Genomic DNA, 24,767 nt, shown 5'->3' with positions numbered 1-24,767 from the left:
TCCCTGCCTTTGTTGTTGGGGAGAACGATTTTGACACATTGGTTGTCATTGATGCTCGAATCGCTTCCGTCGCTATTGTGGGCGGGTTTGATTTTCACCATTCCGCTGACGCTGTTGTCATTCGCGCTTGGGCTTACCGTCGGTCTTATAGCTGCGCTTGTTCGGCTTTTCGCACCAACTCCGTTTGCCGCGATCGTCAAGTTCTACGTGTGGATCATTCGGGGCACGCCGCTGCTGGTGCAACTTTTCCTGATATTCTACGGCCTGCCGAGCGTCGGTATTGTGCTTGACGCGTTCACGGCAGCGCTAATCGGGTTCACCTTGAACATCGGTGCCTATACATCCGAAATTCTCCGGGCCGTCATATCGTCGGTGCCCAAGGGCCAGTGGGAGGCTGCATACTCGATCGGCATGAACTGGCGCCAGGCAATGCAGCGGACTATTTTGCCCCAAGCAGCGCGCGTGGCTGTTCCACCGCTATCGAACACCTTTATTTCTCTCGTCAAAGACACTTCACTTGCGGCGGCCATCACTGTGCCGGAGCTCTTCCAAGCGGCGCAGCGCATTGTTGCTACCACGTATGAACCGCTCATTCTGTATGTTGAAGCGGCACTTATTTATCTCGCCTTGAGTTCGGTCCTGTCGTCGCTGCAAGCGCGGCTTGAGACACGCCTCAATCGCTACGGTGGCTTCCTGGAGGCAGGGTCATGATGGTCGAACTAAAAAATATCGAGAAGCGGTTTGGCGACCACACAGTGCTTGATAATGTTTCCTTGAGCGTGGCCGAAGGCTCGGTCATGGCGCTTGTCGGCCCTTCCGGGGGTGGCAAGAGCACGCTTCTGCGCTGCATAAACCTTCTGGAGATACCGACATCTGGATCGGTTGAAATCGCTGGCGACCGGCTGGAATTTCAACCCGGTGTTCGAAAGGGCATAAAGCAGATTCAACTGCTGCGCCGTCATACCGGAATGGTATTTCAAAACTTCCAGTTGTTTCCGCATCGTACGGTTATCGAGAACGTCACGGAAGGGCTGACCACAGTCCTCAAATGGCCGAAGGACCAAGCGAAGGAGCGGGCAATGGCATTGCTTGAGAAGGTTGGCCTTGCGCATAAGGCGGAGGTCTGGCCATCGACGCTCTCCGGCGGACAGCAGCAGCGTGTGGCAATCGCCCGGGCGCTGGCCCCTTCACCCAAAGTTCTTCTATGTGATGAGCCGACGTCAGCGCTGGATCCTGAGCTCTCAGGGGAGGTGGTCGATGTGCTTGCGCAGCTGGCGCGTGAAGGTACGACGATGGTCATGGCGACGCACGATCTTCGACTGGCCTCACGGATTGCCAATGAGGTGATCGTGTTGGATGGTGGCGTGGTCGTTGAAACCGGTTCCTCGCGGGATATCTTCACCAAACCGAAACGAGAGCGCACCAAGCGCTTCATTGCTACGCTGACACATGAAGGCCACACGCATGGCGAGGGCATTTGACAGTGCATATACTCTAGTGTGCTTCAACACCTCGTTGGTCAACCCTCACGGAAGGCGCGCTTTGCCTGATCTATCATTGGCTTGATGAAATAGGATGCGATGCTCCTGTCGCCAGTCTTGATAAATGTTTCGACGGGCATTCCCGGTACAAGTTTGATTGCGCCAAGTCGTGCGACCTCGGCGGGAGTGATGGTCACGCGGACGGTGTAATGGCTGAGGCCAGTGCGGGTGTCCGTTGTCACATCTGCGGGAACAGTAGAAACTCGTCATTAAAGTTATCCGAATATTCCTTGGTCTACAGGGAGTGTCTACATTATTGCGCGCGAAATGACACGCGGCTCATCATTCCCGGATGAAGATGACGGCGTTCTCATCGGAATACGCACGTCGCCAGCCGGTTAATTCGTTGAAGAAAGGGATGCGGCTGTCGCCAGTTGCCAGCAATGCCCAACCGATTGCATAGGTCTTCATCTGTTCTTCTAAAATCGGTTTTCCACCACTGTTGCCCGCTGACATAGTTTTCTTCATGAAGCCATTCAGAAAGAGCTGATCGGTACGGCCGTCGATGAATGTCTTGATTCCATGAAAAATCAGAGTGCCGCCAAAATTGTAGGAATTGAGGACGTTCCCGGACAGATTGTGCTGCTGGGCAAATGCGAGCGCACCTTTTGCCGATGTCTTCGGGCTTGGTTCGACCCCTGAAACCGAGGAGAATATTGCAGCCGTAGACACGATCAATATGCCGATCGCTGCTGAAATCGAGTGAAAATGGCCGGCAAGAAATTGCTCCAGGCGGTCGAGATGCCCCTTGGCCCATTTGTGGGCCGAGACCCAAGAGAATTGTTCACCGATTTCTGCCGCAAGAACGAGCGGTACCAGCAGAACAAACAGATAGGCAAAGCGCTGATGCGTGAGGAGGAGATGCAGATTGAAGAGGAGAAATAGTGCTTTTGGCCATCCGATTTGCACTCGAGAGACGAGCAGCCCGAGAAGAGCTACCAGGAGGAACGCCTCCATAAGGTAAGAATCCGAGGCGTTGAAGGGCTGCCATTCGTCGATATAGGCCACGGCCTCGTTGCCGTAGGCAACTGAAAAGGTCGCGAGGATGGCCTTGATGCCGTAAGGGTTGAGCAAGGTCACGACGGGGCAAAGCATCCCAAAGGCCACCCATCTGCCGAGGAGACCCGGCTTCGTCAGGCGAGTCCGCGCCAGAAAATCCAGGCCCGCGAATGCCGCGATAATGAATCCGAATGTGAATGTTGCGTGGAGATTCGCCCAAAGGCATAGGAGCGGCAGCAACCACAATGGTGGTGCTTGCTCCCTGCGCGAAGCCTGGAAAAGCTCCGCAGTCCAGATGATGATGATGGGAAGTGTGAAGACGAGCGGACGTGCTGTCAGGATCGGATTGATGAGGAGCGAGAGGAGGAATGTCAGGCCGAACGCTACCGTCGGTTTAAAGGAGGCGCTGAGATACCATGCAAGGAGGAAAACTGTTAACGTGATCATGGCGAGGGTCAATAATGTGACCCCGTTCCAGCCATTCAGCGAATAGGCAAGCGCAAACAGTATCTGCCCAAGCCATTCCTTTGCTATCCAGGGACTGCCGGCAAAAGTATAGGAATAAGTGTCGACCGTGGGAACCGTGCCGCTTGACAGCATGTCCAAACCGACCCGCACGTGCCACCAATTATCAGGATCCTGCAAAAGCCCGCCAGCGGCGTAAATCAGCGTTGCCGCTTTGAAAATTGCGACAACCAAACAGAAGAGCAGCCTGACGCGCTGGTCGTCGGCGATCGAGGAGCCTGAAACGGCTGGCGCTCGGGTGCTGTAGGTGTCTTCGACCATCTATCGGGGCTCACTTCTTCCGTTGATTGCATGCCGATTTATAATCGAAATTGGTGTGTTTTCTGCAAACACGAAATAGACTGATCCCAGGTAGAAAAGGATTGTATAGGCACAAATGCCCAGCAGATGAATCACCGGGCCGTCCATCAGTCCTGTTGAACGCGCCGCGAGAACAATTCCAAGATTGACCGCATAGGCCACCAGAAACGTTGCGACGTATCTTGCGATGACGTTTGGCGACGCATTTTGTTTGTTCCCGAAGGTCCACCGGTTGTTGAGGCCAAAACTCAAGACAAGACCTGCAGCGTAGCCGATCAAGTTCGAAACGACGTCGCCATTTCCAAGCCAAAGGGCAAACAGAATTATAGTGTATCCGAACGCGGTGTTCAGAACGCCAACGGACGCGAAACGCACGATCTGCAAATAGTCAAATGGACGATTTGACCGCGTGAACATAATACTGCGCTCCGATCGGAACTTTGGCGAAATGGCGCTCGAGCGACCGCAGCCGTGCCAACAGACGCGGAAAAAAGATGCGGTAAACGATGCGTGATCTGGAGAGGCCCGCTTCGGCGATCTCTGCGCGCATATCTTTCGCCTTGATAAGAACTGCGTTCTCGTCGAACGGACAATTGCGCACAGCATGCAAGGTGAGCGGGTTCCACGGATTGTGCTCGAAGAGAAAGAAGTTTCCGCCCGTCGTCAAAACCCTGCTGATTTCCTGGAGAAGGCCTAAATGGAGATCACCGGGGATATGGTGAAAAACGCACGCAACAAATACCAGGTCGAAATGTCCATTGTCATACGGGATCGTTCTGCCATCGAATTGCTGGAAGTGCGCTTGGCCGGGAAACCGCTTCTGAGCGATATCGAGGGATTGCGAAGAGGGGTCCAGCAACACTATTTCGCTCTCGGGAAACGCAGCTTTGAGATAGCCCAGTGCATTGCCCACACCGCCGCCGAAATCGAGTATGCGTCGTGGTTTGACACCCGCGGCTGCGAGTACGGCAGCAACGTCGTCAATCTTGTACTTGGCAAAGAAATCCGGAGTTTCACCGCTCAGACGAATGCTGGCGGCGTGTTGCGGGTGATACTCCGACGCGAACTGGTCAAATTCAGCCTCGAGCATGGACGACCTCCTTCACTCGTTCCTGCAGACGATGGATGGGTAGATCTTGGCGAGCGCTAACCGCGTCGTAAGAGACGATCTCATTGACGAGGTAAAGTGGACGCCGTTTCGTCTCCATGTACATCCGCCCGAGATACTCGCCAAAAATACCGAGCACCAGAAGCTGAACGCTGCCAAGTATGAGGACTATGGCTGCCAGACTGGTCCAGCCAGGCAAAACGTTCCCGGCAATCCAGGAACAGAAAGTGTAACCCAACGCGAAAAGTCCAAGGATCCCGAAGATCATGCCGAGATGAGACGCGAAGCGAAGCGGAGCGATGGAAAAGCTCGTCATTGCGTCCATTGCCAGCAAGAGCATTTTCTTGAAGGGATAATGTGTGGTGCCTGCAAAGCGCCGGCACCTTTCATAGGGGAATGCGACTTGCTTCAAGCCAATCCAGCTGACCATTCCGCGAATGAAGCGATAGCGCTCCGGCATCGAATTCAGATGATTAAGGGTCCTGCGGCTCATCAGGCGGAAATCGCCGGTGTCGGGAGCAATATCCACGTCGACCATCTTGCGCAACAACCGATAAAACATCGCCGCCGAAGCGAGTTTGAACCAGCTTTCTCCCTCTCGTTTCAGGCGTTGGCCATAGACGACATCATAGCCCTCATCCATCTTGGCCATCATTTGGCCGACAAGTTCCGGGGGATCCTGCAGATCGGCATCGAGAATAAGAATTCTTTGGCCACGACAGATATCCAGGCCGGCGCTGAGCGCAATTTGATGGCCATAATTGCGGGCAAGATCGACTGCAACGAGGTGAGGGTCTGTTGCGGCCAAACTGAAGACCGCCTGGCGGGTGCCGTCTGTCGCACCATCGATGACGAGGACAATCTCGTAGGACTGGCCAACTTGTTGCTGACACGCCGCGGTCACGCGTCGATAGAGCTCATCGATGCCGTCCACTTCATTGTAGCAAGGAATAACGGCAGAGAGCGCAATATTCTGTGGTTGATTTAACTTTGTCTTTGGCAACGCCCTTACCCCAAATTTTTACGATATTCATACTAGTTCGGGTAGAGATTAGGTATCTGACTTCGTTGCCTGATTGCCCGCACCAAAGGTCGTATGGACAGGGTGCTTGGCAAGAAAAGGTTGCCAGTCTGGTCACTCGATCAAACGATGTTCTGGATTGCCGCGAACATTGATGATCGGGACAAGGCGAACTCGGGTAAACCCGGTTACAAAGATGTGGTATTTGGTAGGAGCTGCCCGTGATCGGGCAGCTCCACCAAATAATTTTAGTTAACTACAACACCGTTCATCTTGGTGCCGAGCTTGTTGAATACGCTGTTGAGGCCGTTGCCGAGCGTGCCTGCACCGGCAATGATACCGACGGAGATAAGGGCAGCAATCAGGCCATATTCGATGGCAGTTGCGCCGGATTCGTCTTTAAGGAAGCGTGCGAAGAGAGTGTTCATTTGATTGCCTATCCTGTTGTTGTGCATGGTTTCGTTGAACCGTCATCAACATAGATTTCCAGCAATTTCAGTTTCCCTAACATAGATGGTTACCGAAAAGTGACTGAATTTGTTGCTTAAATTAGTTTTACGGAAGTTGATTAAATTCGGTTAAATAATTAGGTACTTGCAATTCCAACTATATCTGGCCGCTTGCTGTCCGTAGATATTCGCAAATCTTAAGGTCGCTTCTATCCGGGTCGAAATAGCTTCATTTTACGCAAGTTTTAGTCGAATTTATCTGCCTGTTGAAAGTAAAAATTAACCACGAACAACAGTCCCTTTTGCCAAATTACTCAATGAGGAGGACGATTCAACGGGACTTTGAAAGGAGAGGCGAACAATGACAAAGCTCTTCGCGCGCTTCCTCAAGGACGAAACCGGCGCAAGTGCCGTTGAATACGCACTGATTGTTGCTCTGATAGCAGTTGCCATCATCGGCGCTACCAGCAAGCTTGGCACCAGCATTAAAGATATGTTCGAGAAGCCCAGCCCATAGGTTAGACAGGACGCAATTTACCCGCGTGATAGTCCCAGACCTTTTGCAAAAGGTTGGGCTTCCAGAGATTGCCTGCGATCCTGGCGATCTGCTCGGGTGTCAGAACCGTTGGTGCGCCAAGGCTCTTGGCCAAATACTGCCTTTGCGCATTTTCCTCGAGGTACACTGCGAGGACGAATGCTTCGAGAATGCTGGCCGCAGCGATCACCGATCCATGCGATTTCAACATTGCGATGCGATGCGCACCAAGCGTCGTGGCAAGCGCTTCACCGAGTTTCTTGGTGTTGATCGATGCTATCTCGCCAAACTGCATGATCTCGCCGATCACAGCGGCCTGCATGATCACCGGTTCAACGGAATTACCCGTCATACTGAAGAGCGTTGACCACAGCGGGTGAGCGTGGATGACCGAACCCACATCCGCGCGGCGACGATATATCTCCGAGTGTATATGAAACTCCATCGGCGGGACGGCACCGCCATTGACCGGCTTGCCGTCGAAATCGGTCATGACGATATCGTCGATAGTGAGTGCCGAGCGGACCGATGCTCCGGAATTGATCAGCATTCGATCTTCGCCAGGAACACGCCAACTGGCATGGCCGTTGAAATCTATGATTCCCGCGCGTTCGAGCATGAGGATCGCATCGACCAGCATGCGCTTCTGTTGAGTATAGCTATCCATGTCTTGCCAGTTCCATGCCGGATTGCGTCCGAGATACCCGGGCTATTTTTTTTGTTGATACGGGCCCAGTTCCTTGACTGCTGCATCGGCGAACGAGGCGTCGAGGATTTGGGCGACAGTTGCGCTTGCCGGTACGAGACCTTCGCTCTGGAAGTATTTGAGATCATTTTCAAGGCTGGCGGTGTTGAGTTTGCCGTCCGGATCAATGCCTTGCGGGACAATGGCGCGATAGACGGAAGCATCTTTGATCGGTGTATATTCGGTCAGTATCGAGATCACTTCGTCTGCGGCCGGGCCCGCCAGCTTGCCGTTGGCAAGCGCGTCATTGTAGTCGCGAAGCGCGTGGATATAGGCGCGCATGAATGCTTTTGCGGCGTCGGGCTGTTCCCCGATAAACTCTGCCGAGTAAAGAACGACCGCGAGCTGATGATTGGGGTAAATCTCGTCATCGCCCATGATACGAACGGCAACACCACGGCGCACAGCTTCTGTTGCAGAAGGCTCGGTTGTCAAAGCAGCATCAACGGCCTTGTTTTCAAGCGCGATGATGTGCTGCGGAAATGAGAGGAATACACGCTCGACATCGCTGGGTTTCAGTCCGGCCTTTTTCAACGCCTCGTTCATGGTCGATGTCGATGCGCTGCCAGTCGCACTGCCCGCAACCTTCATGCCCTTGAGATCGGCGAGCGACTTGTACTTGCCGCTCTCCACAAGGTCCTTGCGGACCAGAAGTGGCTGATAGCCGTAACCTGGGGGCGTCGAACCCTTGTCGGCCACCACCTTGATTCCGATTCCGCGTCCCACGGCATTATACAATCCTGCCGATACCGAGCCGCCGGCAACGTCGAGTTGGCCAGCTCCCAGCGGAGCAACCATCTTCGCGCCGGAATCGAAGGGAACGAACTCCGCCTCGATACCCTCTTCGCGGAAGTAGCCTTTTTTGTCGGCGATGAAGAAAGCGATATCGCTGCTGGCGTTGACGATACCGATTTTCACCTTGGTGAGTTCCGCCGCCATCGCACTCATCGCATTCAACGACAAGCACGCAACGAGCGCTGCTCCCAGCAAAAGCTTCTTCATGGTTTCACTCCCGATTTCTGCATTGCTGCGAACGCACGTTCCGCTATAAAGAACAACGTTCCTCTTAAGAGGAGCTTAGCATTGCGAAAGATGATGTCAACCTGACACGAGCGCGCGCGCATCCACCACCTTGGGGAAACTCTTGGTAGTGGTTCCAGGTCAAAGCTGGTTTTTTTGGCTATCCCGCCGGCACCACGTGCAGATGTCCGTACCTCACCGCACGCTCCGAAATGACGTGTTCAGCGAAATGCTGGACCTGGTCCGGCGGTCCTTTGAGAACAGCGATTTCGAGGCAGTTGTCGTGATCGAGATGGACATGCATGCTCGATACCGCAAGGGAATGATGATCATGGAAGGTATTGGTCAACCGGCGTGCAAGATCGCGTGCCCCATGGTCGAAGACATAGCTCAGAACACCGATCACCTGCGTTGCTGCACCGGTTTCGATGGATGTCAGCTTCATCCCGGCCCTGGCAAGGTCGCGGATGGCCTCGGAGCGATTTTGGTAGCCCTTTGCCGCGATCACCCTGTCGAGTTCCTCCATCAGATCGTCATCGAGGGTAATCGTTATTCTTTGCATCTTCGGCTCCAAGTTTTTTTAAACGGGCGAGTAAGATTTTTTCGCGTAGACATCATACTTTGCGATTTTCTATGGTTGCTTCCGATACAACGGCCCTCTGCGCATGTTTACCAGCACACGCGATACCTGGCCAGCGGAGGAGGCTTACATGATCCCCAATCCTTTCGACGATCAGCCGGCGCGCCTGAAGATCAAGATCATCGTGACCTATGTCGTCCTGATTGCGGCCAATGTCGGTGCTTGGGGCTGGGCCTGGATTGCCTTTTCCGATCGGCCTTCATTGCTGGGGACTGCTCTTCTCGCCTACATGTTCGGTCTGCGCCATGCTTTCGACGCCGATCATATCGCGGCGATCGATAATGTCGTCCGCAAGTTGATGCAGGAGGGCAAGACGCCATATTCGGTCGGCTTCTTCTTTTCGCTGGGGCACTCAAGCATCGTCGTCATCGCCTCCCTGATCATCGCCGCGACGGCCGCTGCGATGCAGAGCAATCTTGAATCGTTCCATGATGTTGGCGGTGTCATCGGCACATCCGTGTCGGCCGTGTTCCTCCTCATTATCGGCCTGGCCAATCTTTTTATCCTGCGGGGTATCTGGTCAGCCTTCAGCCGCGCGCGGCGCGGCGAAAAAATTGTCGACGAGGACCTCGACGCACTGCTGTCGGGAAGAGGGCTTATCGCTCGCATCTTCCGTCCGATTTTCCGGGTGGTATCGCGGTCCTGGCATATGTATCCGATCGGCTTCCTGTTCGGGTTGGGATTCGACACTGCAACGGAAATCGGTCTGCTCGGAATTTCGGCAGCGCAAGCGACGCAGGGCATGTCATTCTGGACGATCCTCGTGTTTCCTGCGCTCTTCACAGCGGGCATGTCGCTCATGGACACGACAGACAGCGTCCTGATGACCGGTGCCTATGGCTGGGCGTCGATCAATCCCATGCGCAAGCTGTGGTACAATCTGACAATCACAGGAGCGTCCGTCATCGTCGCTGTCTTTATCGGCGGGGTGGAAGCGCTGGGTCTGATCAGCGACAAGCTCGGTCTCGAAGGATCATTCTGGCAGTTCGTTGGAGGGCTGAACGACAATCTGGCCAATTTCGGCTATGCAGTCGTCGGGATATTCGTCCTGAGCTGGATCGTTTCCGTTATCGTCTATCGTGCCAAAGGCTATGACAACCTCCACGTCGAAGTATCGGCGTAGGGCCTTTCTCACGCCGGTTCGACTGGTTCGAGACCCTTCTGGCCAAGGCCCATATTGGGAAATACCAGTGACTTTATGACGACGGGCACAGCGCCGGACGTTTCGAGCATGGCTCCAATATCGATGAAATCGAACTCGTCAAGTTTGATGCCGTCGATCGAGATGATCGAATTGACGCCGTCCGCACTGACGAAATGCATCCCGACCAATCCTCCGACATCGCTGTCACCGACGAGGATCAGGGGTTGGCCTTTGGCAAGGATCTGTGACAAGCCCTCTCGTACCCCCCTGCAGAAATCATCGAGGCGCCGGTAGCTCGCCGAGCCCTGCCATTCGTAACAAATGGCCACGGGGCTGTCGCCGTGGGTCAAATCGAGCCGTACCAGTGCTTCCTTCACCATTGCACCAATACGTTCGGCGTCGATGTCATCATCGAATGCGAATGCGGGCTTTATGACGGGAACATTACGAACAGGCAGGGCATCGAGGGGCCTGACGAAGATCGTACTGCCGCTGACCTGTATGGTATATTGCGAGGCGCCGACGACAGTCGCCCTGATGCCCTGTTCGGGACGTTCAAGGCGCGGCCTCCAGTCGTCGAGCCGCTTGCGCAATTGTTGGGCCAGCAAGGGGCCGAGATCGCTGAACTCTGCATTGCTGTCAGAATAGAGAAATTCCGAAACGCCGCCGGAAATCGTGACAATGTCCGGTGGCGGTCCCTCGGGAAGGGCCGGCAGCCGATGGAGACCAGCGGTTTCGCCGCTCATTGCGCCACCCTTCATAGCCTCGAACAGGTGGTCGACCATGGACGCGGCAAGTTTTTCGGCATCACCGGGCGTGAGAACCGCGCCGGGCGTCAACGCCACACCTGCTTGTTTCGCAAAATATTTGCCGGCTTCTTCCAACCGCGTGACCCGCCGGTCAGTATCGAATGCGACGACGCGCGCGCCGATGTCGATGGCGCTGATATGGCGAATGGCGCCGTTCTCGCACAGCGCTAGTTTTGACGTGCCTCCACCGATATCGACGTTGAGCACGCGCTGGCGCGTTCTGCCGGAAAGAGCGACCGCGCCGGACCCGAACGCAGCCAAAGTGGTTTCCAGACCATCTCCCGCGCTGACCACCACAAATTTGCCGGTCTGCGCCGAAAAGATCTCGCCGATGGCGCGCGCGTTGCTGCGCCTCACGGCAACGCCGGTGAGGATGAGCGCACCGGTGTCGATGTCCTCGGGTTTCAGGCCAGCGGCTTCATACTGCGCCTCGAAGAACGAGGCGAGTGTCTCCGCGTCGATAGCATCATCGCTGCGATAGGGCGTGAGCAAGACATCGGATTGGTGCAGCAGCGTCCGTTCTACAACCATGTAGCGCGTATCGAGCCGTTCCAGCACGATACGGGAGAAGGCGAGGTGAGACGTCGATGATCCAATGTCGATACCGACACTGGTCAACTGTATCTCATCCTCGAGTTCCATACTGCGGCCGATATTGGAAAAGAATATCCGGCCGCCTTCCTCTGGTTCCTCTGACATTGAATTAGCTGGTCAGACGACGGTGGACATTTTTTTCGTGGTGTCATCCGGCTTGACGTACCACTCCGGCTTCATACGGATTTCGACGCCATTGCGGTTCAGCTTCTCCTCATATTCCGTGCGGATATAGGGGTCTTCCATCCAGTAGGGGATAGCCGTGCCGCCTTCATTGACGTCGATGGCGGTATAGTCTGTGTGCTTTTCACCAGGAGCGCCGGGATCGCGGCCAGGATTATGCGGACCGAACCAGGCCATCAGGCGGAAAGGTTCCTTGGAAACGCTGAAGTGCTGATGATACCAGCGCGCGCCGCCCGGGGCGGCAGACACCATTCCGAAAGGACCGTAATCAAGGCGCTTGATCTTGTCGGCATGGCCATCCTTCCAGGGATTGACGCCGTATTCTTCGGGCCAGGTATAGGTGTAGCCTTCGCCTTTCAGGCAGATCAGAATTGCCGCCGACGTATGCGCGTGCGCTTTGGAATAGCGGCCATTCTCATGCTGGCCGATCCAGTAGTAGAAGGTGTTGTTGGTCATGAATGGTTCAACGCGGCGGTAGCCTGGCGAACGTCTGTTGTCGAGCGGCAGTTCGCAATTGACAGCGTCGGGCATGAAGTTGGTCCGCCGCATGGCGAGCCCGCGAACGGGGTCCGGCTCGATTTCCTCGCGATACTTGTAAAAGTCGTCGGCTCCGGAAAAGCGGTCGCGGAAGACATATGGGTTATTGAAGACCGCATCGGCATTCTGGATCTGGTTGAGGACATTCGGCGCCGTCGTGCCGCCAAGCAGAAGTGCCGGACTATTGGTTGCGTTGACGATACGATGCATGGCGTTCATGGGAATCGAGAACATCGACCCTTCCTGCCATTCGAAGACGTGCTTGCGACCTTCGCCCTCAAGCCACACCTCGGTGGAGCCGCGTCCTTCGACGACGATGTATATTTCCTCATACATATGCTTTTCCGGATGAAGCGCCCCGGCCGCTGGCACCTCCACCAGATGGCAACCCCATTTGGTTTCTGTTCCAAGCAGCTGGATATAAGTGCCGCGCCCGCCGGTACGCTTCCACGGTTTCAAGGGAAGGTTTTTGACACTCGAAACGCCGAGGTCGCGAAAGACAGGAATGTCTTCCTCCACCATGAACTGGTCATAGGGGGTCGGCTGCTTCTTGAACTCACCGAAGCCGGCTTTCTTGGTGCCAGCGGGTTCGTGCCAGTGGGTGCCGGTGCCGCCGCCTAATGGATCCTGGTGCATTGATTCCTCCTGTCGATGCATTTCCGCTGCGCCCGGAAGCGTCCACGGACGTAATATTTTGCGTCATAGCCTACCAGCCGCTCCGAGCGGCGGTAGCTTGATTTCGGAAAGACCATCTTTCCGGTTTTGTCCGGGGGCGTTAGTCCCGCCGGCGTTTTCTACTTCTGTTCGTTCCAGTTCTCCGGGAACAATCCCTCACGCAAGGCGCCGCGCACATAGTAGCTCCAGAGCTTGCGAATATGATGATCGCGGCGAAAACTGTGGGCAAATGAATCAAGCTCGGCGTCCGTCAACGGCTTCACTTTGCCAATGGCGGCAGCGCGATAAGCCGCTTCCGCATTCTCCACGAGATGAAGCGAATCGATGAACGCTCCGCGCACCGTCTCCGCGGTAACGATCTGGCCATGGGCGCGTATCTGCATGGCATGGTGGGCGCCGAGCGTGGCGGCGACACTGCGGCCCTGTTCACTATTGCTGACGTGGGCCGGGTCCGCATGGACTGGAATACCGCTCCGCCAGCGTATCGCATGATTCTTGAAGGGCAGGAGCTGCATATCTTCGACAAGCGTGAAGACATTGGTTGCATCATTATGGAAATGCGCGATCGATTTCACATCCGGTCGCGCGCGATAAATCTCACAATGGAGGAAAACTTCCGAAGGCGGCTTGACGCCTTTCGGACCTGCCACAACCTTGCCGTCCATATCGCAGACCAGAAGATCTTCGGGTGATACTTCGGCGCGGCTTTTCTCCTGGGGCTGTACAAGCAAGGTCTCGTTACCGGGCAGAAGGGCGCTGACATGACCACTGTATTCGAGTATTTTCAGGCTGTTCAGGAGCCGCGTGGCAATCGCGATTTCAGCTCGCAATGACGTTTCCGATGGAAGCGCTGTCCCTGCCTTTTCGGGGTTTCCATCTGTTGTCTGCGCATGAGAATCCATAATCCCTCCCGTCAATATTCTAATAAAATCCCATATTATACGATTTTTTTATGGCCGCAACATCACATCGGGTTTACATCTCGATCATCACGTCGTCGTTCTCCACTATCACCTTGTAGGTTCGAACAGGTACCATGCAGGGCGGAGCGACGACCTCTCCGGTGCGAAGATCGAATGCACCATTGTGAAAATCGCATTCGATTGTATGGCCGTCGATATATCCTTCCGATAGCGAGCCCGGGCCGTGAGTGCACGCATCGTCTGTCACGTAGAACGTTCCATTGACGTTGAAAACGGCCAGCACGAGATCGCCGGATTCGACCCTGATGGCGCTGTCGAAATCAACATCATCCGCAGAACAAAGCCTTATCCTCGAACGCGTTTGCGTCATCTGGTTCATATCCTTTCTCCCTGCTGCCGCGGCGCGCTTGACTAGCTCGCCAACAGCCTGTAGTTTTCTAAAAACGAAACGGCGTTCTGCATAAAGGAACGCTATGCAAGAATAACCGATCAGGGCGGGACGTCAACTCGAAACTGACGAATAACGTTCTGGTTCGGCAAAACAGCAGCCGGATTTCGTCGCGACTGGACGATTCGAGGAGGATTGAATGCTTAGAAAAGAACAAAATGACCTTCTGACGCAGACTGGTCCGGCCACACCCATGGGCGATATGTTTCGCTGCTACTGGATACCGGCGCTGCTCGCGGAAGAACTGCCAGCCAATGATTGTCCGCCGGTTCGCATAAAACTGCTCAGCGAACGTTTGCTGGCGTTCCGGGATAGCGAAGGCCGCTATGGACTGATCGACGAGTTTTGCGCCCACCGGGGTGTTTCATTGTGGTTTGGCCGCAACGAGAAGGGCGGATTGCGCTGCCCCTATCATGGCTGGAAGTACGATCACACGGGCCAATGTATCGAGGTGCCGTCAGAACCCAAGGAAAGCGGCTTCTGCAACAAGATCAAGCTGAAGTCTTATCCACTCATCAAGATCGGCGATATTCTCTGGACCTATATGGGGCCAGCCGACAAAGAGCCGCCCCATCCGGAATGGGAATTTGCGCTTGTGCCGCCTGAGCAGACGTTCACATCGAAGCGCTGGCAGGAGTCGAACTGGTTGCAGGCCATGGAAGGCGGCATCGATTCGAGCCATGTTTCCTTCCTTCATAGCGGAAGTCTGAACAGCGACCCGTTGTTCAAGGGTGCCCGTGGCAACAAATACAATATGGCCGACTCCAAGCCATTTTTCGAAGTCACGGACAATGAAGGCGGACTATTCATCGGCGCCCGCAGGAATGCCGAGGAAGGCCACTACTACTGGCGTGTAACGCCGTGGGTTATGCCGTCGTTCACCATGGTACCGCCGCGCGGCAACCATCCTGTCCACGGACATTTCTGGATCCCGATCGACGACGAGAATTGCTGGGCATGGAGCTTCGATTACCATCCCGTCCGGGCGCTGACGCCCGAAGAGCGCCAGGCAATGCTCGACGGCAAGGGCATTCACGTCACATACGTTCCAGGAACCTTCCGTCCGGCCGCCAACAAGGACAATGATTACCTGATGGATCGCGAGGCCCAGCGTCTTGGCGTGACCTATTCCGGTGTCGAAGGCATCGCCATGCAGGATGCATCGTTGCAGGAAAGCATGGGACCCATCGTCGACCGGACAAAGGAAAACCTCGTATCGACGGACAACGGGATCATCATGGCGCGCCACCGTTTGCTGAAGGCTGTCCGGGCATTCAAGGACAAGGGCATCACACCTCCGGGTGTCGATCCGGCTCACCACCGCGTGCGGTCGGCGGCTGTCGTGTTGCCTGTCGATCAGTCTTACATCGATGCAGCCGCCGAAGCGTTGACCGTGATCGAGGGGAAAGCGCCGGCCTCCGTCTGAGCCACGGCGAGGATCTATTCCAAAGGAAAACGATATGCAGCTCGGTCTCAGTGAAAGTGCACGCGTTACCACGGCAGAGGAAGCCCGGTTCAGAATTGGTTACCCCAATTCCAGGCCGAGGAAGTCCCGCATCATTGCTCTCGATTCCGACAGCGTCGCGGCGTTGAAATCATTGGTGGATCAAGCTTCGGATGGTACCCACTTTCTGCGGTATATCGAACCAATGGGCGCTACGAACTCGCTGAAAATGTTGTCGGTCGATGCAATACTCGAAGATATTGATGGAAAGCGGACCAATCTCGTCGACGAAATCGCCGACGCGGATGTTATCGTCATGGTCACATCCGCCGGCGCATCGGCGGAAGCCGCCGAGGTAATCGGCAACGCCTGTTTCGTGCGCAACAAGATGACCACAGGTCTTGTCCTCAATTCGGCCGGCGTTCCGTCCGAGCAGTTGAAGCGGACATTGACCACAATGCGTCCGTTCGCGGCAATGCTCGTTGTTTCGACAGGCGCTGAATATGTCAGCGAAATGCTGAGCGCGCTGAGAGTTTGAGATGCGATTGCCAGAGGGCGGCAATATCGTAAATGTAATGCCGGGATTGGTGCATTCCAGAGCAATTCCAGCCTCGGGAATGTCTTTCAAATGGGTGGTCTGGGAAATCGCGAGGGCTGTGTTATGAACGACGCTGTTGTCCACGCGATCAAACGGAATGTTGAACCCATGAACCCACCTTCCAAACACACGTCCAGTTCAAAGAAAACGCCATCGTCCAAGCGCAATCGGCTGTCGTCAGTCACGACGGCAATACGGTTGCTGAAAGCATTTTCAGAAGATGAGGTGGAGATCGGCGTCAGCGCATTGGCATTGAAGCTGAAGGTGGCAAAGAGCACGGTTCATCGCCTTGCCGTGACATTGGTTTCGGAAGGGTTGCTGGAGCAAAACCCGGAAACTGAGCGCTATAAACTCGGGGTGGGGTTGTTCGGTCTTGGAACACTCGTACGCCGGCGTATGAATGTTTCCAATGAAGCGCGCCCGTTTCTTTTCGACCTGCGCAAACACACCGGCGAAACCATCATTCTCGGCATCCCGACAGACATTGAAATCATGCACGTCTATGATCTGGAAAGCCCGCAGGCATTGTCGATCAAATCGGATCTCGGTGTCCGTCGGCCAGCACATTGCACGGCAGTCGGTCGCGCGATCTTCGCATTCGCTCCGGAAGAGACGATCGAACACGTGCTGGCAGGACCGCTCGCCCGACGTACACCACGCACGCCGGTCGATCCCAAGCAGATACGGAAGATATTCGCCGAAGTCCGTGAGCGCGGTTATGCCATTGAAGACGAGGAAAGCGAACCGGGGATACGTGTCATCGCCGCACCTATCCGGGATTCAAATGGTGTTGTCGTCGCTGCTGTCGGAATTGGCGGACCTTTGCAGAGATTGTCGATCGAAGCGCTCGAAGGGTTTGCGCCACCACTTTTGGAAACCGTGGCAGCGATATCGGCCCGTCTCGGATACTCGGCAAGGCATCGATAGGAAGAATGGGAAGCCCACGCATGGCAGTCATCACGCTGAATGGAGGCGATCTCCGCTGGGAGTGCGACGAAGGCGACACGATCATGCGATCGGCACTACGGGCGGGACTGGGCTTTCCCTATGAGTGCAATGTCGGTTCATGCGGCAATTGCCGCTTCGATCTCGTTGAAGGTGAAATCAAAGAATTGCGTGCGGATCCGCCGGGCTTGAGGGAACGTGATCGTGCGCGCGGCCGCCGCTTGGGCTGCCAGGCCAGCCCCTTGTCCGATTGTGCCGTCAAGTTGCGGCTGATGCCGCAGTATGAGAGCCTTTTCAGGCCGCAACGCCAGGCTGCGACCTTGGTTGCAACGTCCGACATCACGCATGACATCCGGGAGTTTCGCTTCCGGACGGAAACAACGAGCCGGTTCCTTTCAGGTCAATATGCCTTGCTGCATCTGCCCGAGGTGCCAGGCGGTCGCGCCTATTCGATGGCGAATACCAGCAATGATGGCGGAGAATGGCACTTTCAGATACGCCGCGTGCCGGGCGGCGAGTCGACTGGATATCTATTCTCGCAAATGCGCATTGGGGATAGCATCGCGCTCGATGGACCCTATGGCATGGCATACCTCCGAGAGAACTCGCCGAGGGATATCGTTTGTATTGCCGGCGGTTCGGGTCTCTCACCGATGGTGTCGATCACGCGGGAGGCGGCCGTTGCACCGAGCCTTGCCGGAAGACGTATCGACTTCGTCTTCGGCGGGCGCACGGCGCAGGATATTTGCGGCAAGGAAATGCTGCAAACACTACCGGGATTTGGTACAAATATTCACTACCATCCAGTTGTTTCAGGCATGCCTGAGGCCGATGATGGCTGGGATGGATACAGAGGCTATGTCCATGAAGTGGCGCACAGTCTTTTTGCCGCACGGCTTCCTTCGTGCGAGATCTATTTTGCAGGTCCCCCCGCAATGGGACAAGCAATACAAAAAATGTTGGTCGACCTTGGCGTCGATTCAACCCAAGTGCATTTTGACCAGTTCTATTGATCATTTGGCTGCAACCGACAGTCGCTGAAAGCTGCAATGAAACCTCGTCAGCTGATATATTTCATCAAGGTCGTCGACGTAGGCAACATTACGAAAGCGGCGGAACAGTTGAATCTGGCGCAGACGGCTCTCGGGATACAGATACGCAATCTCGAGGAATCGCTTCACGTTCAATTGCTCGACCGCCATTCGCGGGGTGTCAGCGCGACGCCTGCGGGATTGCTGCTTTATGAACGCGCGCATGAAATTCTGCAGCGGATCGAGGACACGCGCCGCGACCTGATTTCGCTGGCAGGCGAGCGCGCGCGGATCCGGCTCGGCGCCACGCCGAGCATCCTGAAGTTGATCGGCACGGAATTGGTCGTTGCGGCAAAACAGCAATTGCCCGGTATCGCGCTGCACGTGGTGGAGGAGTTGAGTTTCGTCCTGACCGATGCGCTCGAGCGCGGCGAACTTGACTACGTCCTCGCCTATGACATCGAGGAGAACCCCGGTCTCAGACGCCTTGCCCTGATGAAGGAAGACTTGCTCCATATTGCGGCACCGGGCGGAGATACTCCCGAGGGTGGAATATCGTTCAAACAGGCGGTTGCAGGTGATCTGGCTCTCGTGTCCAGCCGGGATATTATCTGGCGCCGCATTCACAAGACGGCCTCCCGCTTGTCGCTGGATGTCAACGTGACGTATCAGGTCCAGTCGATGGAAGCGATCAAGGCGCTGATCCTTCATGGTCTTGCAGAAAGCATCATGCCATTCGGTATCGTGTCGGAAGAAATCCAATCGGGAGCACTGATTGCCCGGCGCATTGAGCGACCATCAGTACGGTTGACGCTCTACCTGGCTCACGCAGCCCATAAGGGATTGAGCGACGATACGGCATTCATCGCATTTGTCGATGGAATGATCGACAGGCTCGCCGCTACTATTGGGCCATACGCGCACCCGATTGACCGCTCCCAACCGCCCCAAATAGAAGCAGACCATTGAAGTCGATCGCACAGGCAATCGCCGCCGTTCATCTGCTATGCAAAATCGATATACCAGCCTTGCCAAAGCGTTGTTTCCCGCGTCCTACACCTGATTTATATTGCGGTGCACAATTCCAGGAAGGACGTGTCGTGACTATACTTGCCGAAGACCTCAATGCTGGAACGAGTCGGTTCCGCACTGTTCTTTCAAGCATCGCCGAGATGGCGAATTGCCTTAGTGCCGCAAAAGAGTGTGCACTCGCCGTTGAAAACAGGCGCACGCCACCGGCCTCGGCCCTGCAGACCTTGGGTATTGACCCGGCGTCGCTCAAGGATGTTTTCAAGCGTAGCTAGAAGCCGATTTAGGACCGGCTTTTCGGGTCTTGACCGTCAAATCCCTTTACTCAGCCATTAAGTTTTTTTATTGTGGCTGAATGAAAAACGTCACCTTTCGAAAGCTCCAGTCGCTGCTGGCGATCGAGACTCATCGAAAGATTGTAGATGCGGCGAAGGCCTTGGGGCTGACTGCACCGGCCATCACACTACAACTGAAGCAGCTGGAAGAAGATGCGGGCGTGACGCTTTTCGAGCGCATGCCGCATGGCATGTTTCCGACAGAAGCCGGAAAGGTCTTTCTGGAAGCCGCGAGAGAGATCGATGAGCGTTTGCAGCGACTTGATGACGATATCAACGCCTTCCGCCGCGTGAAACGCGGGCATATCACAGTCGGGGCCGTGTCCACGGTCAAGTATTTTGCGGCGCCATTGTTTGCAGCCTTCTCCAAAGAATATCCCGATGTACATCTTGAACTGATCATCGATCGCCGGGACGAGACGATTACCCGGTTAAAGGATCGCGCCGTCGATATCGCTCTGCTGGGACGTCCGCCGCGGGATATTTCAGTTCGTGCCACAGTTTTCGGCGAGCACTCACTGGTCGTCGTCGGCGCCCCAGGTCATGCCTTGGCAGGCAAGCGCGATATCACCAAAGCAGAGATTGCCAACGAACATTTCCTTCACCGGGGGAAGGGGTCCGGCACCAGAACATTTTTCGAGCGCTTCCTGAAGGATATTCCCGGCCGGCTGGATGGCCCGAGCACAGAGATGGAAACGGTCGAGGCTATCAAGCAGGCTGTCATGGCGGATCTCGGCATCGCCTTTCTGTCGATGCAGAGCGTTGCCGCCGAGGTTCAGGCTGGCCAGCTCGCCGTTCTCGACGTTGTTGGTTTGCCAATTCGCCGTCAATGGTTCGCGATCAGCCGTAGCGACCGCGCAGTCACACCTGTCATGGCTGCGTTTCAGGCGTTTCTTGCGACGCGCGGTGAAACGTTCTTGCCGAATTTTGGCGATCCGGCAAAGGTGTCCGCCTGAAAGGCATCAATTTTACCTGGGAATCGCCTGCAGAAAATCGAGCACCTTGGCATTGCAGTTTGCCGCACTCTGCTCCGGGACCGGCACATCCCAATAGTCTGATCCCGGGATGCATTCCTGCAGATAGCGCGCAGCAGAAGTTGCATGCGAAGCGTCGGCGCCGGGAATGATCAACGTCGGAATGTCGAGACACAGCAAGTCTTCAGGTTCGGCACCGGGGGACGTATCGCGATCGAGCAATGTTCGCACCATCCCGGCTACGATGGCCTTGTAGTGGTCGACGTTGAGCCGCGAATACTTGTCCGCGAAATCGGGGAAATTGCGGATCACCGACACCCAGGGACCACCTCTCGGATCCGCGCCGAAAGCCTTGTTGCTTTCCTTCGCCAGGCTTACGACAGCCTCGAGCCCATTCTGGTTGACGAAAGCAAGGTGTTCGGCAAACCGCTGGTGACCGGTCATGCGATACCTAGCCCCGCCAACCGGCCAGAACAGGATCATACTTAGCGTCTTTTCGGGATAGGTCGCACCGAAGGCGGAAACTGCGCTGCAGCCCATGCACCCGCCCATCAGATGGGCCTTGTCGATGCCCAGATGATCGAGCAAGCCCTTGCCCTGTTCGACATAGTGCGCCCAGGTAACCCGCTCGACACGTCCGCCTGATTGCCCTGTTTCGCGCCGGTCGAAGACAATACAACTGTATTTTTTGGAAAGCTGGTCCAGAAACTTGATCTGCGCATAGATACCCTGGGTGGACCACTTTTCGATCGTTGCGTCGAAGCCGCCCGGCGAATACATGAGCAAAGGCTCACCCGAGCCAACAACCTCATAGCGCGTCGATATTCCGTCGATAGTGGCCGTTGCCATTTCAAACTCCTTCGCAACCGAGCCGCTTCAGGCTTTCGTCGACCCAAAGCTTGGGATCGAGCTTGCCCGCGAGCGTGTTGGCCACCGTTTTTAATTCCGCTTCATGCTTGGCCTTGGCGAGCGGATAGATTTCGCCAGTCAGTTCATATGGAACACAGAGCAGTCCGTCATCATCGCCTATGATCAGATCGCCCGGATTGATGACCATGCCATCGAGCGAGATCGGCGCGTTGATTTCGCCCGGACCGTCTTTGTAAGGGCCGCGATGTGTGATGCCTGCTGCAAAAACCGGGAAGCTGTTGTTTTTGATCCAGCCATAGTCGCGAACGGCGCCATTTATCACAACGCCGGCAACGCCGATGTGTATGGCGTGCGAAAGCATCATCTCGCCGACAAGCGCATTTGACAACTCTCCGCCGGCATCGACAACGATCACGTCGCCAGGCTTCGCCATCAACAGCGCCTTGTGAATCATCAGATTGTCGCCGGGCCGGGTCTTTACCGTGAAAGCCGGTCCCGCCAAAGGCCCGCCGGCGTGCAACGGGCGGAGATTCGGTCCGCCCGCGGTCAGCCGCGACATGACATCGCTGACATTGGCCACGGGCAGCTCGCGAAACTGCCTGACGGTTTGTTCGTCCACCCTGCGGGTTCGTTCGAGAATTCGAAATCCATGTGCCATGGCGGTGTTCCTTTCCAGATTCTGCTCAAATATCGAGGCTATTCCCAAGGTAGCAATGATGCATGGATCACATCGGGCACGCCTTGTCCGCCGACGGACTGGATGGCGAGGGCGGCGTCCTTCAACCCGAAACGGTGGGTCGTGATCTTTTCAAGGTCGAAGCGTTTGGAGGCGATCTGTTCGAGAGCAAGTTCACACGCCTGATAGCTGTGGCCACGGGCACTCTTGAGCGTGATCGCCTTGACGGTCATCTTCTCGAGGGGGAAGTTCGGAAATTCCTTCAGTTCGCCCTGAACGAGAATGGTGCCGGCTTTACGCACCAGAGCCTCGATGCCGAGCAGGATCGGAATCGTACCGGCACCCGCCGTACAATCGAGTGAGACATCAACACCTTTTCCGCCTGTAATCTCCATGATGCGGGCAAGCGGGTCCTCTTTCTGCACGTCGATGACGTAGTCGGCTCCGAGCGACTTTGCTACTTCGAGTCGCGCGGCATCCTTGGTGGTTCCGGTGACGATGATGAGCGAAGCGCCCGCCTGCTTGCATATGACGGTCTGCGAAAGCCCTTGCTGACCAGGCCCCTGGATAAGTACCGTGGAATTATAGCCGACATTGGAATCGAAAAGCGACCATTCGACACCGTTGGCCATGGGCGTTACCAGGCCTGCAAGTTCGGGTGTCACCCCGGCCGGAACGCGGTGCACCACGGCATTCCACGGCAGATAGACGTACTGCGCAAAGCCTCCCCAGAGGTGCGGAGCGCGTTCTGCACTGGTGTAGCCATAGCGAATACCGTCCGGATTATTGCGCCAATCGGTATTTTCGCAATGCCGGTATTGACCCTGATGGCACCATTTGCATTTGCCACACATGACATAATGCTCGACGAACACCAGATCGCCTTCCTTGAAGCCCTTGCGCCGGGTGAATTCACGGCCTGCCTTGGCGATATAGCCGATGTTTTCGTGGCCCATGATGGTCGGGGCATTTGAGGGCGGTGTTTTGAACAGCTTGACGTCGGTCCCGCAGATACCTGCGACTTCCATCTTCAGCAGCGCCGCGTCTTCAGGAATATCCGGCATTGGATATTCGCGAATCTCCATCTGGCTTGGCCCGGTGCGGACGGCCGCTACGACTTGTTCTGTCATTTCAAACTCCCTGGAAGTTCTCGTCGCTGACTGGCGAACATGCAAGTTCTGTCAGTGGTGCGGTTCTGCGTTCAGTTTTGACAAATTCGCGTTTGTCATTCTATTTAGATGTCCGGTACCGGCAGCATTTGCGCCGGCCCTCAGGTTGAAACCATGCTCAAATCCGCTATTCCCGACCGCGAAAAACTTACCGCAATCAGGCGCGTAAAGACCTGGACGGCGGAACGTTTCAGTCTTTCGGACGACATGACGGTCTCGGTGATGGAGGTCGCTTGCGGGTTGCCCGGATGCCCGCCGCTCGAAACCATCGTGACATTCTGGACTACGAGCGATAGCCGGCACGCATTCAAGGTGTTCAAACCCATCCGCGAGGTTACGCCGGAAGACTTGCCGCCGTCGTGGATGAAGCAGGCCATCGTCTCGAATGACGATGACCTGTCCTGCTGCTGAGCGCGGTGGCCCCATCTTAGTTTACCGGCTTGGCGGGATGCCCGCGTTTCGTCAGCTGCGCGTCAAGGCGCGGATAGACCCGGCGCGCATTGCCTTCAAAGATCTTGTAACGGCTTGTCTCATCCAGCGTCGCCAGCTGATCGATGTAGCGCTTGGTGTCGTCATAGTAATGACCGGTTTCCGGGTCGATGCCCTTGACCGCGCCCAGCATCTCCGAGGCGAATAATATGTTGTCGACCGGGATGACCTTGGCCATCAGTTCGATGCCTGGATAGTGGTAGACACATGTGTCGAAGAAGACATTCTTCAAAAGATGGTCCGCCAGCAGCGGCTTCTTCATCTCCTGCGCAAGGCCGCGATAACGGCCCCAATGGAACGGTACTGCGCCGCCTCCATGAGGTATGACGAATTTCAGCGTCGGAAAATCTTTGAAAAGATCGCCCTGAATGAGCTGCATGAAGGCTGTCGTATCGCCGTTTATGTAGTGTGCGCCCGTGTGATGAAAATTGGGGTTACACGATGATGTCACGTGGATCATCGCTGGCACGTCGAGTTCGCACAGCTTTTCGTAGAGTGGATACCATTGAGGATCGGTAAGGGGCGGATCCGTCCAGTAACCGCCGGACGGGTCGGGATTGAGATTGATGCCGATGAAACCGAGCTCGTTGACGAGACGCTCAAGTTCCGGAATGCAATTCTTCGGGGGAGATCCGGGGTGTTGTGGCAGTTGACCGACAGCAGCAAAATTATCGGGGAGCAACTGGCAGATCCGGTGGATCAAGTCGTTGGAAAGCGTTGTCCACTGCATGCTGACAGCTTCGGTTCCCACATGGTGTGCCATGCCCGCAGCGCGCGGCGAAAAGATCGTGAGGTCGCTGCCGCGTTCCCGTTGCAGCTTGAGTTGCGGCTCGACCGACTGGCGCAGCATGTCATCGGTGATCCCAAGATCCGTGCTCGTCGGGCGGCGCATCGGATCCGCGAGGCCGGCCAGCTGCTTGTCCCGGAACTGATGCAGTGCCTGGGGTTCGGTGGTGTAGTGACCGTGAATGTCGATGATCATGGAAATTGCCCAAGAATGAAGTTGCATTG

General features: G+C 55.7%; 28 protein-coding genes and 1 pseudogene. 12 read left to right on the top strand and 17 right to left on the bottom strand.

The window, feature by feature from the left end; genetic code table 11:
* The first annotated feature begins 30 nt into the window (after positions 1 to 30).
* Together PHA01_RS25560 and PHA01_RS25555 are read left to right on the top strand one after the other, a co-directional pair.
* The gene (locus tag PHA01_RS25560; protein ID WP_271899095.1) at positions 31 to 711 is read left to right on the top strand and encodes an amino acid ABC transporter permease; all 681 of its coding nucleotides are present in this window, start codon (positions 31 to 33) and stop codon (positions 709 to 711) included.
* Positions 711 to 1,481, top strand: coding sequence for an amino acid ABC transporter ATP-binding protein (locus tag PHA01_RS25555; RefSeq protein WP_271899125.1), 771 nt, complete (start codon positions 711 to 713; stop codon positions 1,479 to 1,481). Before PHA01_RS25560 ends, PHA01_RS25555 begins: the two co-directional genes overlap by 1 nt.
* A 38-nt stretch (positions 1,482 to 1,519) precedes the next feature.
* Here the strand turns inward: PHA01_RS25555 and PHA01_RS25550 are convergent.
* The 6 genes and pseudogenes from PHA01_RS25550 to PHA01_RS25525 all read right to left on the bottom strand — a co-directional run.
* Positions 1,520 to 1,744: pseudogene (locus tag PHA01_RS25550) on the bottom strand (HlyD family type I secretion periplasmic adaptor subunit); the annotation flags it as partial.
* 79 nt (positions 1,745 to 1,823) lie between these two features.
* Complete coding sequence (locus PHA01_RS25545; protein WP_271899094.1) at positions 1,824 to 3,326, bottom strand: hypothetical protein; 1,503 nt, start codon at positions 3,324 to 3,326, stop codon at positions 1,824 to 1,826.
* A complete protein-coding gene (locus PHA01_RS25540; RefSeq protein ID WP_271899093.1) occupies positions 3,327 to 3,782 on the bottom strand; it encodes a GtrA family protein in 456 nt (151 codons plus the stop codon).
* Positions 3,754 to 4,455 (bottom strand): class I SAM-dependent methyltransferase, encoded by a 702-nt coding sequence (locus PHA01_RS25535; protein ID WP_271899092.1) that lies wholly within the window; start codon positions 4,453 to 4,455, stop codon positions 3,754 to 3,756. The genes PHA01_RS25540 and PHA01_RS25535 overlap by 29 nt, the downstream gene beginning before the upstream one ends.
* Positions 4,442 to 5,476: a glycosyltransferase family 2 protein gene (locus PHA01_RS25530; RefSeq protein ID WP_271899091.1), complete on the bottom strand. Its 1,035-nt coding sequence runs from the start codon at positions 5,474 to 5,476 to the stop codon at positions 4,442 to 4,444. The genes PHA01_RS25535 and PHA01_RS25530 overlap by 14 nt, the downstream gene beginning before the upstream one ends.
* 266 nt (positions 5,477 to 5,742) lie before the next feature.
* Entirely contained in the window at positions 5,743 to 5,922 is a 180-nt protein-coding gene (locus PHA01_RS25525) for a Flp family type IVb pilin (protein ID WP_112531618.1), read from the bottom strand.
* 382 nt (positions 5,923 to 6,304) lie between these two features.
* On the opposite strand from PHA01_RS25525, the gene PHA01_RS25520 reads away from it, so the two are divergent.
* Complete coding sequence (locus tag PHA01_RS25520; protein ID WP_183663084.1) at positions 6,305 to 6,460, top strand: Flp family type IVb pilin; 156 nt, start codon at positions 6,305 to 6,307, stop codon at positions 6,458 to 6,460.
* Between the two features lies 1 nt (position 6,461).
* Here the strand turns inward: PHA01_RS25520 and PHA01_RS25515 are convergent, their stop codons facing one another.
* The 3 genes from PHA01_RS25515 to nikR form a co-directional block, all read right to left on the bottom strand.
* Complete coding sequence (locus PHA01_RS25515) at positions 6,462 to 7,145, bottom strand: class II aldolase/adducin family protein (RefSeq protein WP_271899090.1); 684 nt, start codon at positions 7,143 to 7,145, stop codon at positions 6,462 to 6,464.
* Positions 7,146 to 7,187: 42 nt separating this feature from the next.
* Positions 7,188 to 8,225, bottom strand: a complete 1,038-nt coding sequence (locus PHA01_RS25510) for an ABC transporter substrate-binding protein (protein ID WP_271899089.1) — start codon at positions 8,223 to 8,225, stop codon at positions 7,188 to 7,190.
* 178 nt (positions 8,226 to 8,403) lie between these two features.
* Positions 8,404 to 8,805, bottom strand: coding sequence for a nickel-responsive transcriptional regulator NikR (nikR, locus tag PHA01_RS25505; RefSeq protein WP_271899088.1), 402 nt, complete (start codon positions 8,803 to 8,805; stop codon positions 8,404 to 8,406).
* A 148-nt stretch (positions 8,806 to 8,953) separates the two neighbouring features.
* Here nikR and PHA01_RS25500 point away from each other — a divergent pair, with 148 nt between their 5' ends.
* On the top strand, positions 8,954 to 10,006 hold the full coding sequence (locus PHA01_RS25500; protein WP_271899087.1) for a HoxN/HupN/NixA family nickel/cobalt transporter: 1,053 nt from the start codon (positions 8,954 to 8,956) through the stop codon (positions 10,004 to 10,006).
* An 8-nt stretch (positions 10,007 to 10,014) separates the two neighbouring features.
* On the opposite strand, the gene PHA01_RS25495 is transcribed toward PHA01_RS25500, so the two are convergent.
* From PHA01_RS25495 to PHA01_RS25480, 4 genes are all read right to left on the bottom strand, one after another.
* The gene (locus PHA01_RS25495; protein WP_271899086.1) at positions 10,015 to 11,535 is read right to left on the bottom strand and encodes an ethanolamine ammonia-lyase reactivating factor EutA; all 1,521 of its coding nucleotides are present in this window, start codon (positions 11,533 to 11,535) and stop codon (positions 10,015 to 10,017) included.
* A 12-nt stretch (positions 11,536 to 11,547) separates the two neighbouring features.
* Entirely contained in the window at positions 11,548 to 12,786 is a 1,239-nt protein-coding gene (locus PHA01_RS25490) for a cupin domain-containing protein (RefSeq protein WP_271899085.1), read from the bottom strand.
* 158 nt (positions 12,787 to 12,944) lie between these two features.
* The gene (locus tag PHA01_RS25485; protein WP_271899084.1) at positions 12,945 to 13,727 is read right to left on the bottom strand and encodes a class II aldolase/adducin family protein; all 783 of its coding nucleotides are present in this window, start codon (positions 13,725 to 13,727) and stop codon (positions 12,945 to 12,947) included.
* 73 nt (positions 13,728 to 13,800) lie between these two features.
* Positions 13,801 to 14,127, bottom strand: coding sequence for a non-heme iron oxygenase ferredoxin subunit (locus tag PHA01_RS25480; RefSeq protein ID WP_271899083.1), 327 nt, complete (start codon positions 14,125 to 14,127; stop codon positions 13,801 to 13,803).
* 208 nt (positions 14,128 to 14,335) lie between these two features.
* Here PHA01_RS25480 and PHA01_RS25475 point away from each other — a divergent pair, with 208 nt between their 5' ends.
* The 7 genes from PHA01_RS25475 (at position 14,336) to PHA01_RS25445 (ending at position 20,534) form a co-directional block, all read left to right on the top strand.
* The gene (locus PHA01_RS25475) at positions 14,336 to 15,622 is read left to right on the top strand and encodes an aromatic ring-hydroxylating dioxygenase subunit alpha (protein ID WP_112531446.1); all 1,287 of its coding nucleotides are present in this window, start codon (positions 14,336 to 14,338) and stop codon (positions 15,620 to 15,622) included.
* A 34-nt stretch (positions 15,623 to 15,656) separates the two neighbouring features.
* Positions 15,657 to 16,178 (top strand): hypothetical protein, encoded by a 522-nt coding sequence (locus tag PHA01_RS25470; protein ID WP_271899082.1) that lies wholly within the window; start codon positions 15,657 to 15,659, stop codon positions 16,176 to 16,178.
* Positions 16,179 to 16,301: 123 nt separating this feature from the next.
* On the top strand, positions 16,302 to 17,165 hold the full coding sequence (locus PHA01_RS25465) for an IclR family transcriptional regulator (protein ID WP_271899081.1): 864 nt from the start codon (positions 16,302 to 16,304) through the stop codon (positions 17,163 to 17,165).
* 20 nt (positions 17,166 to 17,185) lie between these two features.
* Positions 17,186 to 18,196, top strand: coding sequence for an FAD-binding oxidoreductase (locus PHA01_RS25460; protein ID WP_271899080.1), 1,011 nt, complete (start codon positions 17,186 to 17,188; stop codon positions 18,194 to 18,196).
* A gap of 36 nt (positions 18,197 to 18,232) precedes the next feature.
* Positions 18,233 to 19,183 (top strand): LysR family transcriptional regulator, encoded by a 951-nt coding sequence (locus PHA01_RS25455; RefSeq protein WP_271899079.1) that lies wholly within the window; start codon positions 18,233 to 18,235, stop codon positions 19,181 to 19,183.
* 131 nt (positions 19,184 to 19,314) lie between these two features.
* On the top strand, positions 19,315 to 19,518 hold the full coding sequence (locus tag PHA01_RS25450; protein WP_271899078.1) for a hypothetical protein: 204 nt from the start codon (positions 19,315 to 19,317) through the stop codon (positions 19,516 to 19,518).
* Between the two features lie 80 nt (positions 19,519 to 19,598).
* Entirely contained in the window at positions 19,599 to 20,534 is a 936-nt protein-coding gene (locus PHA01_RS25445) for a LysR family transcriptional regulator (protein WP_271899077.1), read from the top strand.
* 12 nt (positions 20,535 to 20,546) lie between these two features.
* Here the strand turns inward: PHA01_RS25445 and PHA01_RS25440 are convergent, their stop codons facing one another.
* The 3 genes from PHA01_RS25440 to PHA01_RS25430 are packed head-to-tail and all read right to left on the bottom strand — an operon-like array spanning position 20,547 to position 23,228.
* Positions 20,547 to 21,401, bottom strand: coding sequence for an alpha/beta fold hydrolase (locus PHA01_RS25440; protein WP_271899076.1), 855 nt, complete (start codon positions 21,399 to 21,401; stop codon positions 20,547 to 20,549).
* 1 nt (position 21,402) lies between these two features.
* Positions 21,403 to 22,080, bottom strand: coding sequence for an RraA family protein (locus PHA01_RS25435; protein ID WP_271899075.1), 678 nt, complete (start codon positions 22,078 to 22,080; stop codon positions 21,403 to 21,405).
* Positions 22,081 to 22,118: 38 nt separating this feature from the next.
* Positions 22,119 to 23,228 (bottom strand): zinc-dependent alcohol dehydrogenase, encoded by a 1,110-nt coding sequence (locus tag PHA01_RS25430; protein ID WP_271899074.1) that lies wholly within the window; start codon positions 23,226 to 23,228, stop codon positions 22,119 to 22,121.
* Positions 23,229 to 23,381: 153 nt separating this feature from the next.
* Between PHA01_RS25430 and PHA01_RS25425 the strand changes: the two genes are divergently transcribed.
* Positions 23,382 to 23,678, top strand: coding sequence for a hypothetical protein (locus tag PHA01_RS25425; protein ID WP_224506497.1), 297 nt, complete (start codon positions 23,382 to 23,384; stop codon positions 23,676 to 23,678).
* Positions 23,679 to 23,694: 16 nt separating this feature from the next.
* Here PHA01_RS25425 and PHA01_RS25420 read toward each other — a convergent pair whose 3' ends face one another.
* Entirely contained in the window at positions 23,695 to 24,738 is a 1,044-nt protein-coding gene (locus tag PHA01_RS25420; RefSeq protein ID WP_271899124.1) for an amidohydrolase family protein, read from the bottom strand.
* Between the last annotated feature and the right edge of the window lie 29 nt (positions 24,739 to 24,767).

Origin of the sequence: Candidatus Phyllobacterium onerii (assembly GCF_028331445.1) — a bacterium.
Classification (GTDB): Bacteria; Pseudomonadota; Alphaproteobacteria; order Rhizobiales; family Rhizobiaceae; genus Phyllobacterium; species Phyllobacterium onerii.
The sequence above is the reverse complement of the archived record's forward strand: the minus strand, read 5'-3'. Positions and strand labels throughout refer to the sequence as shown.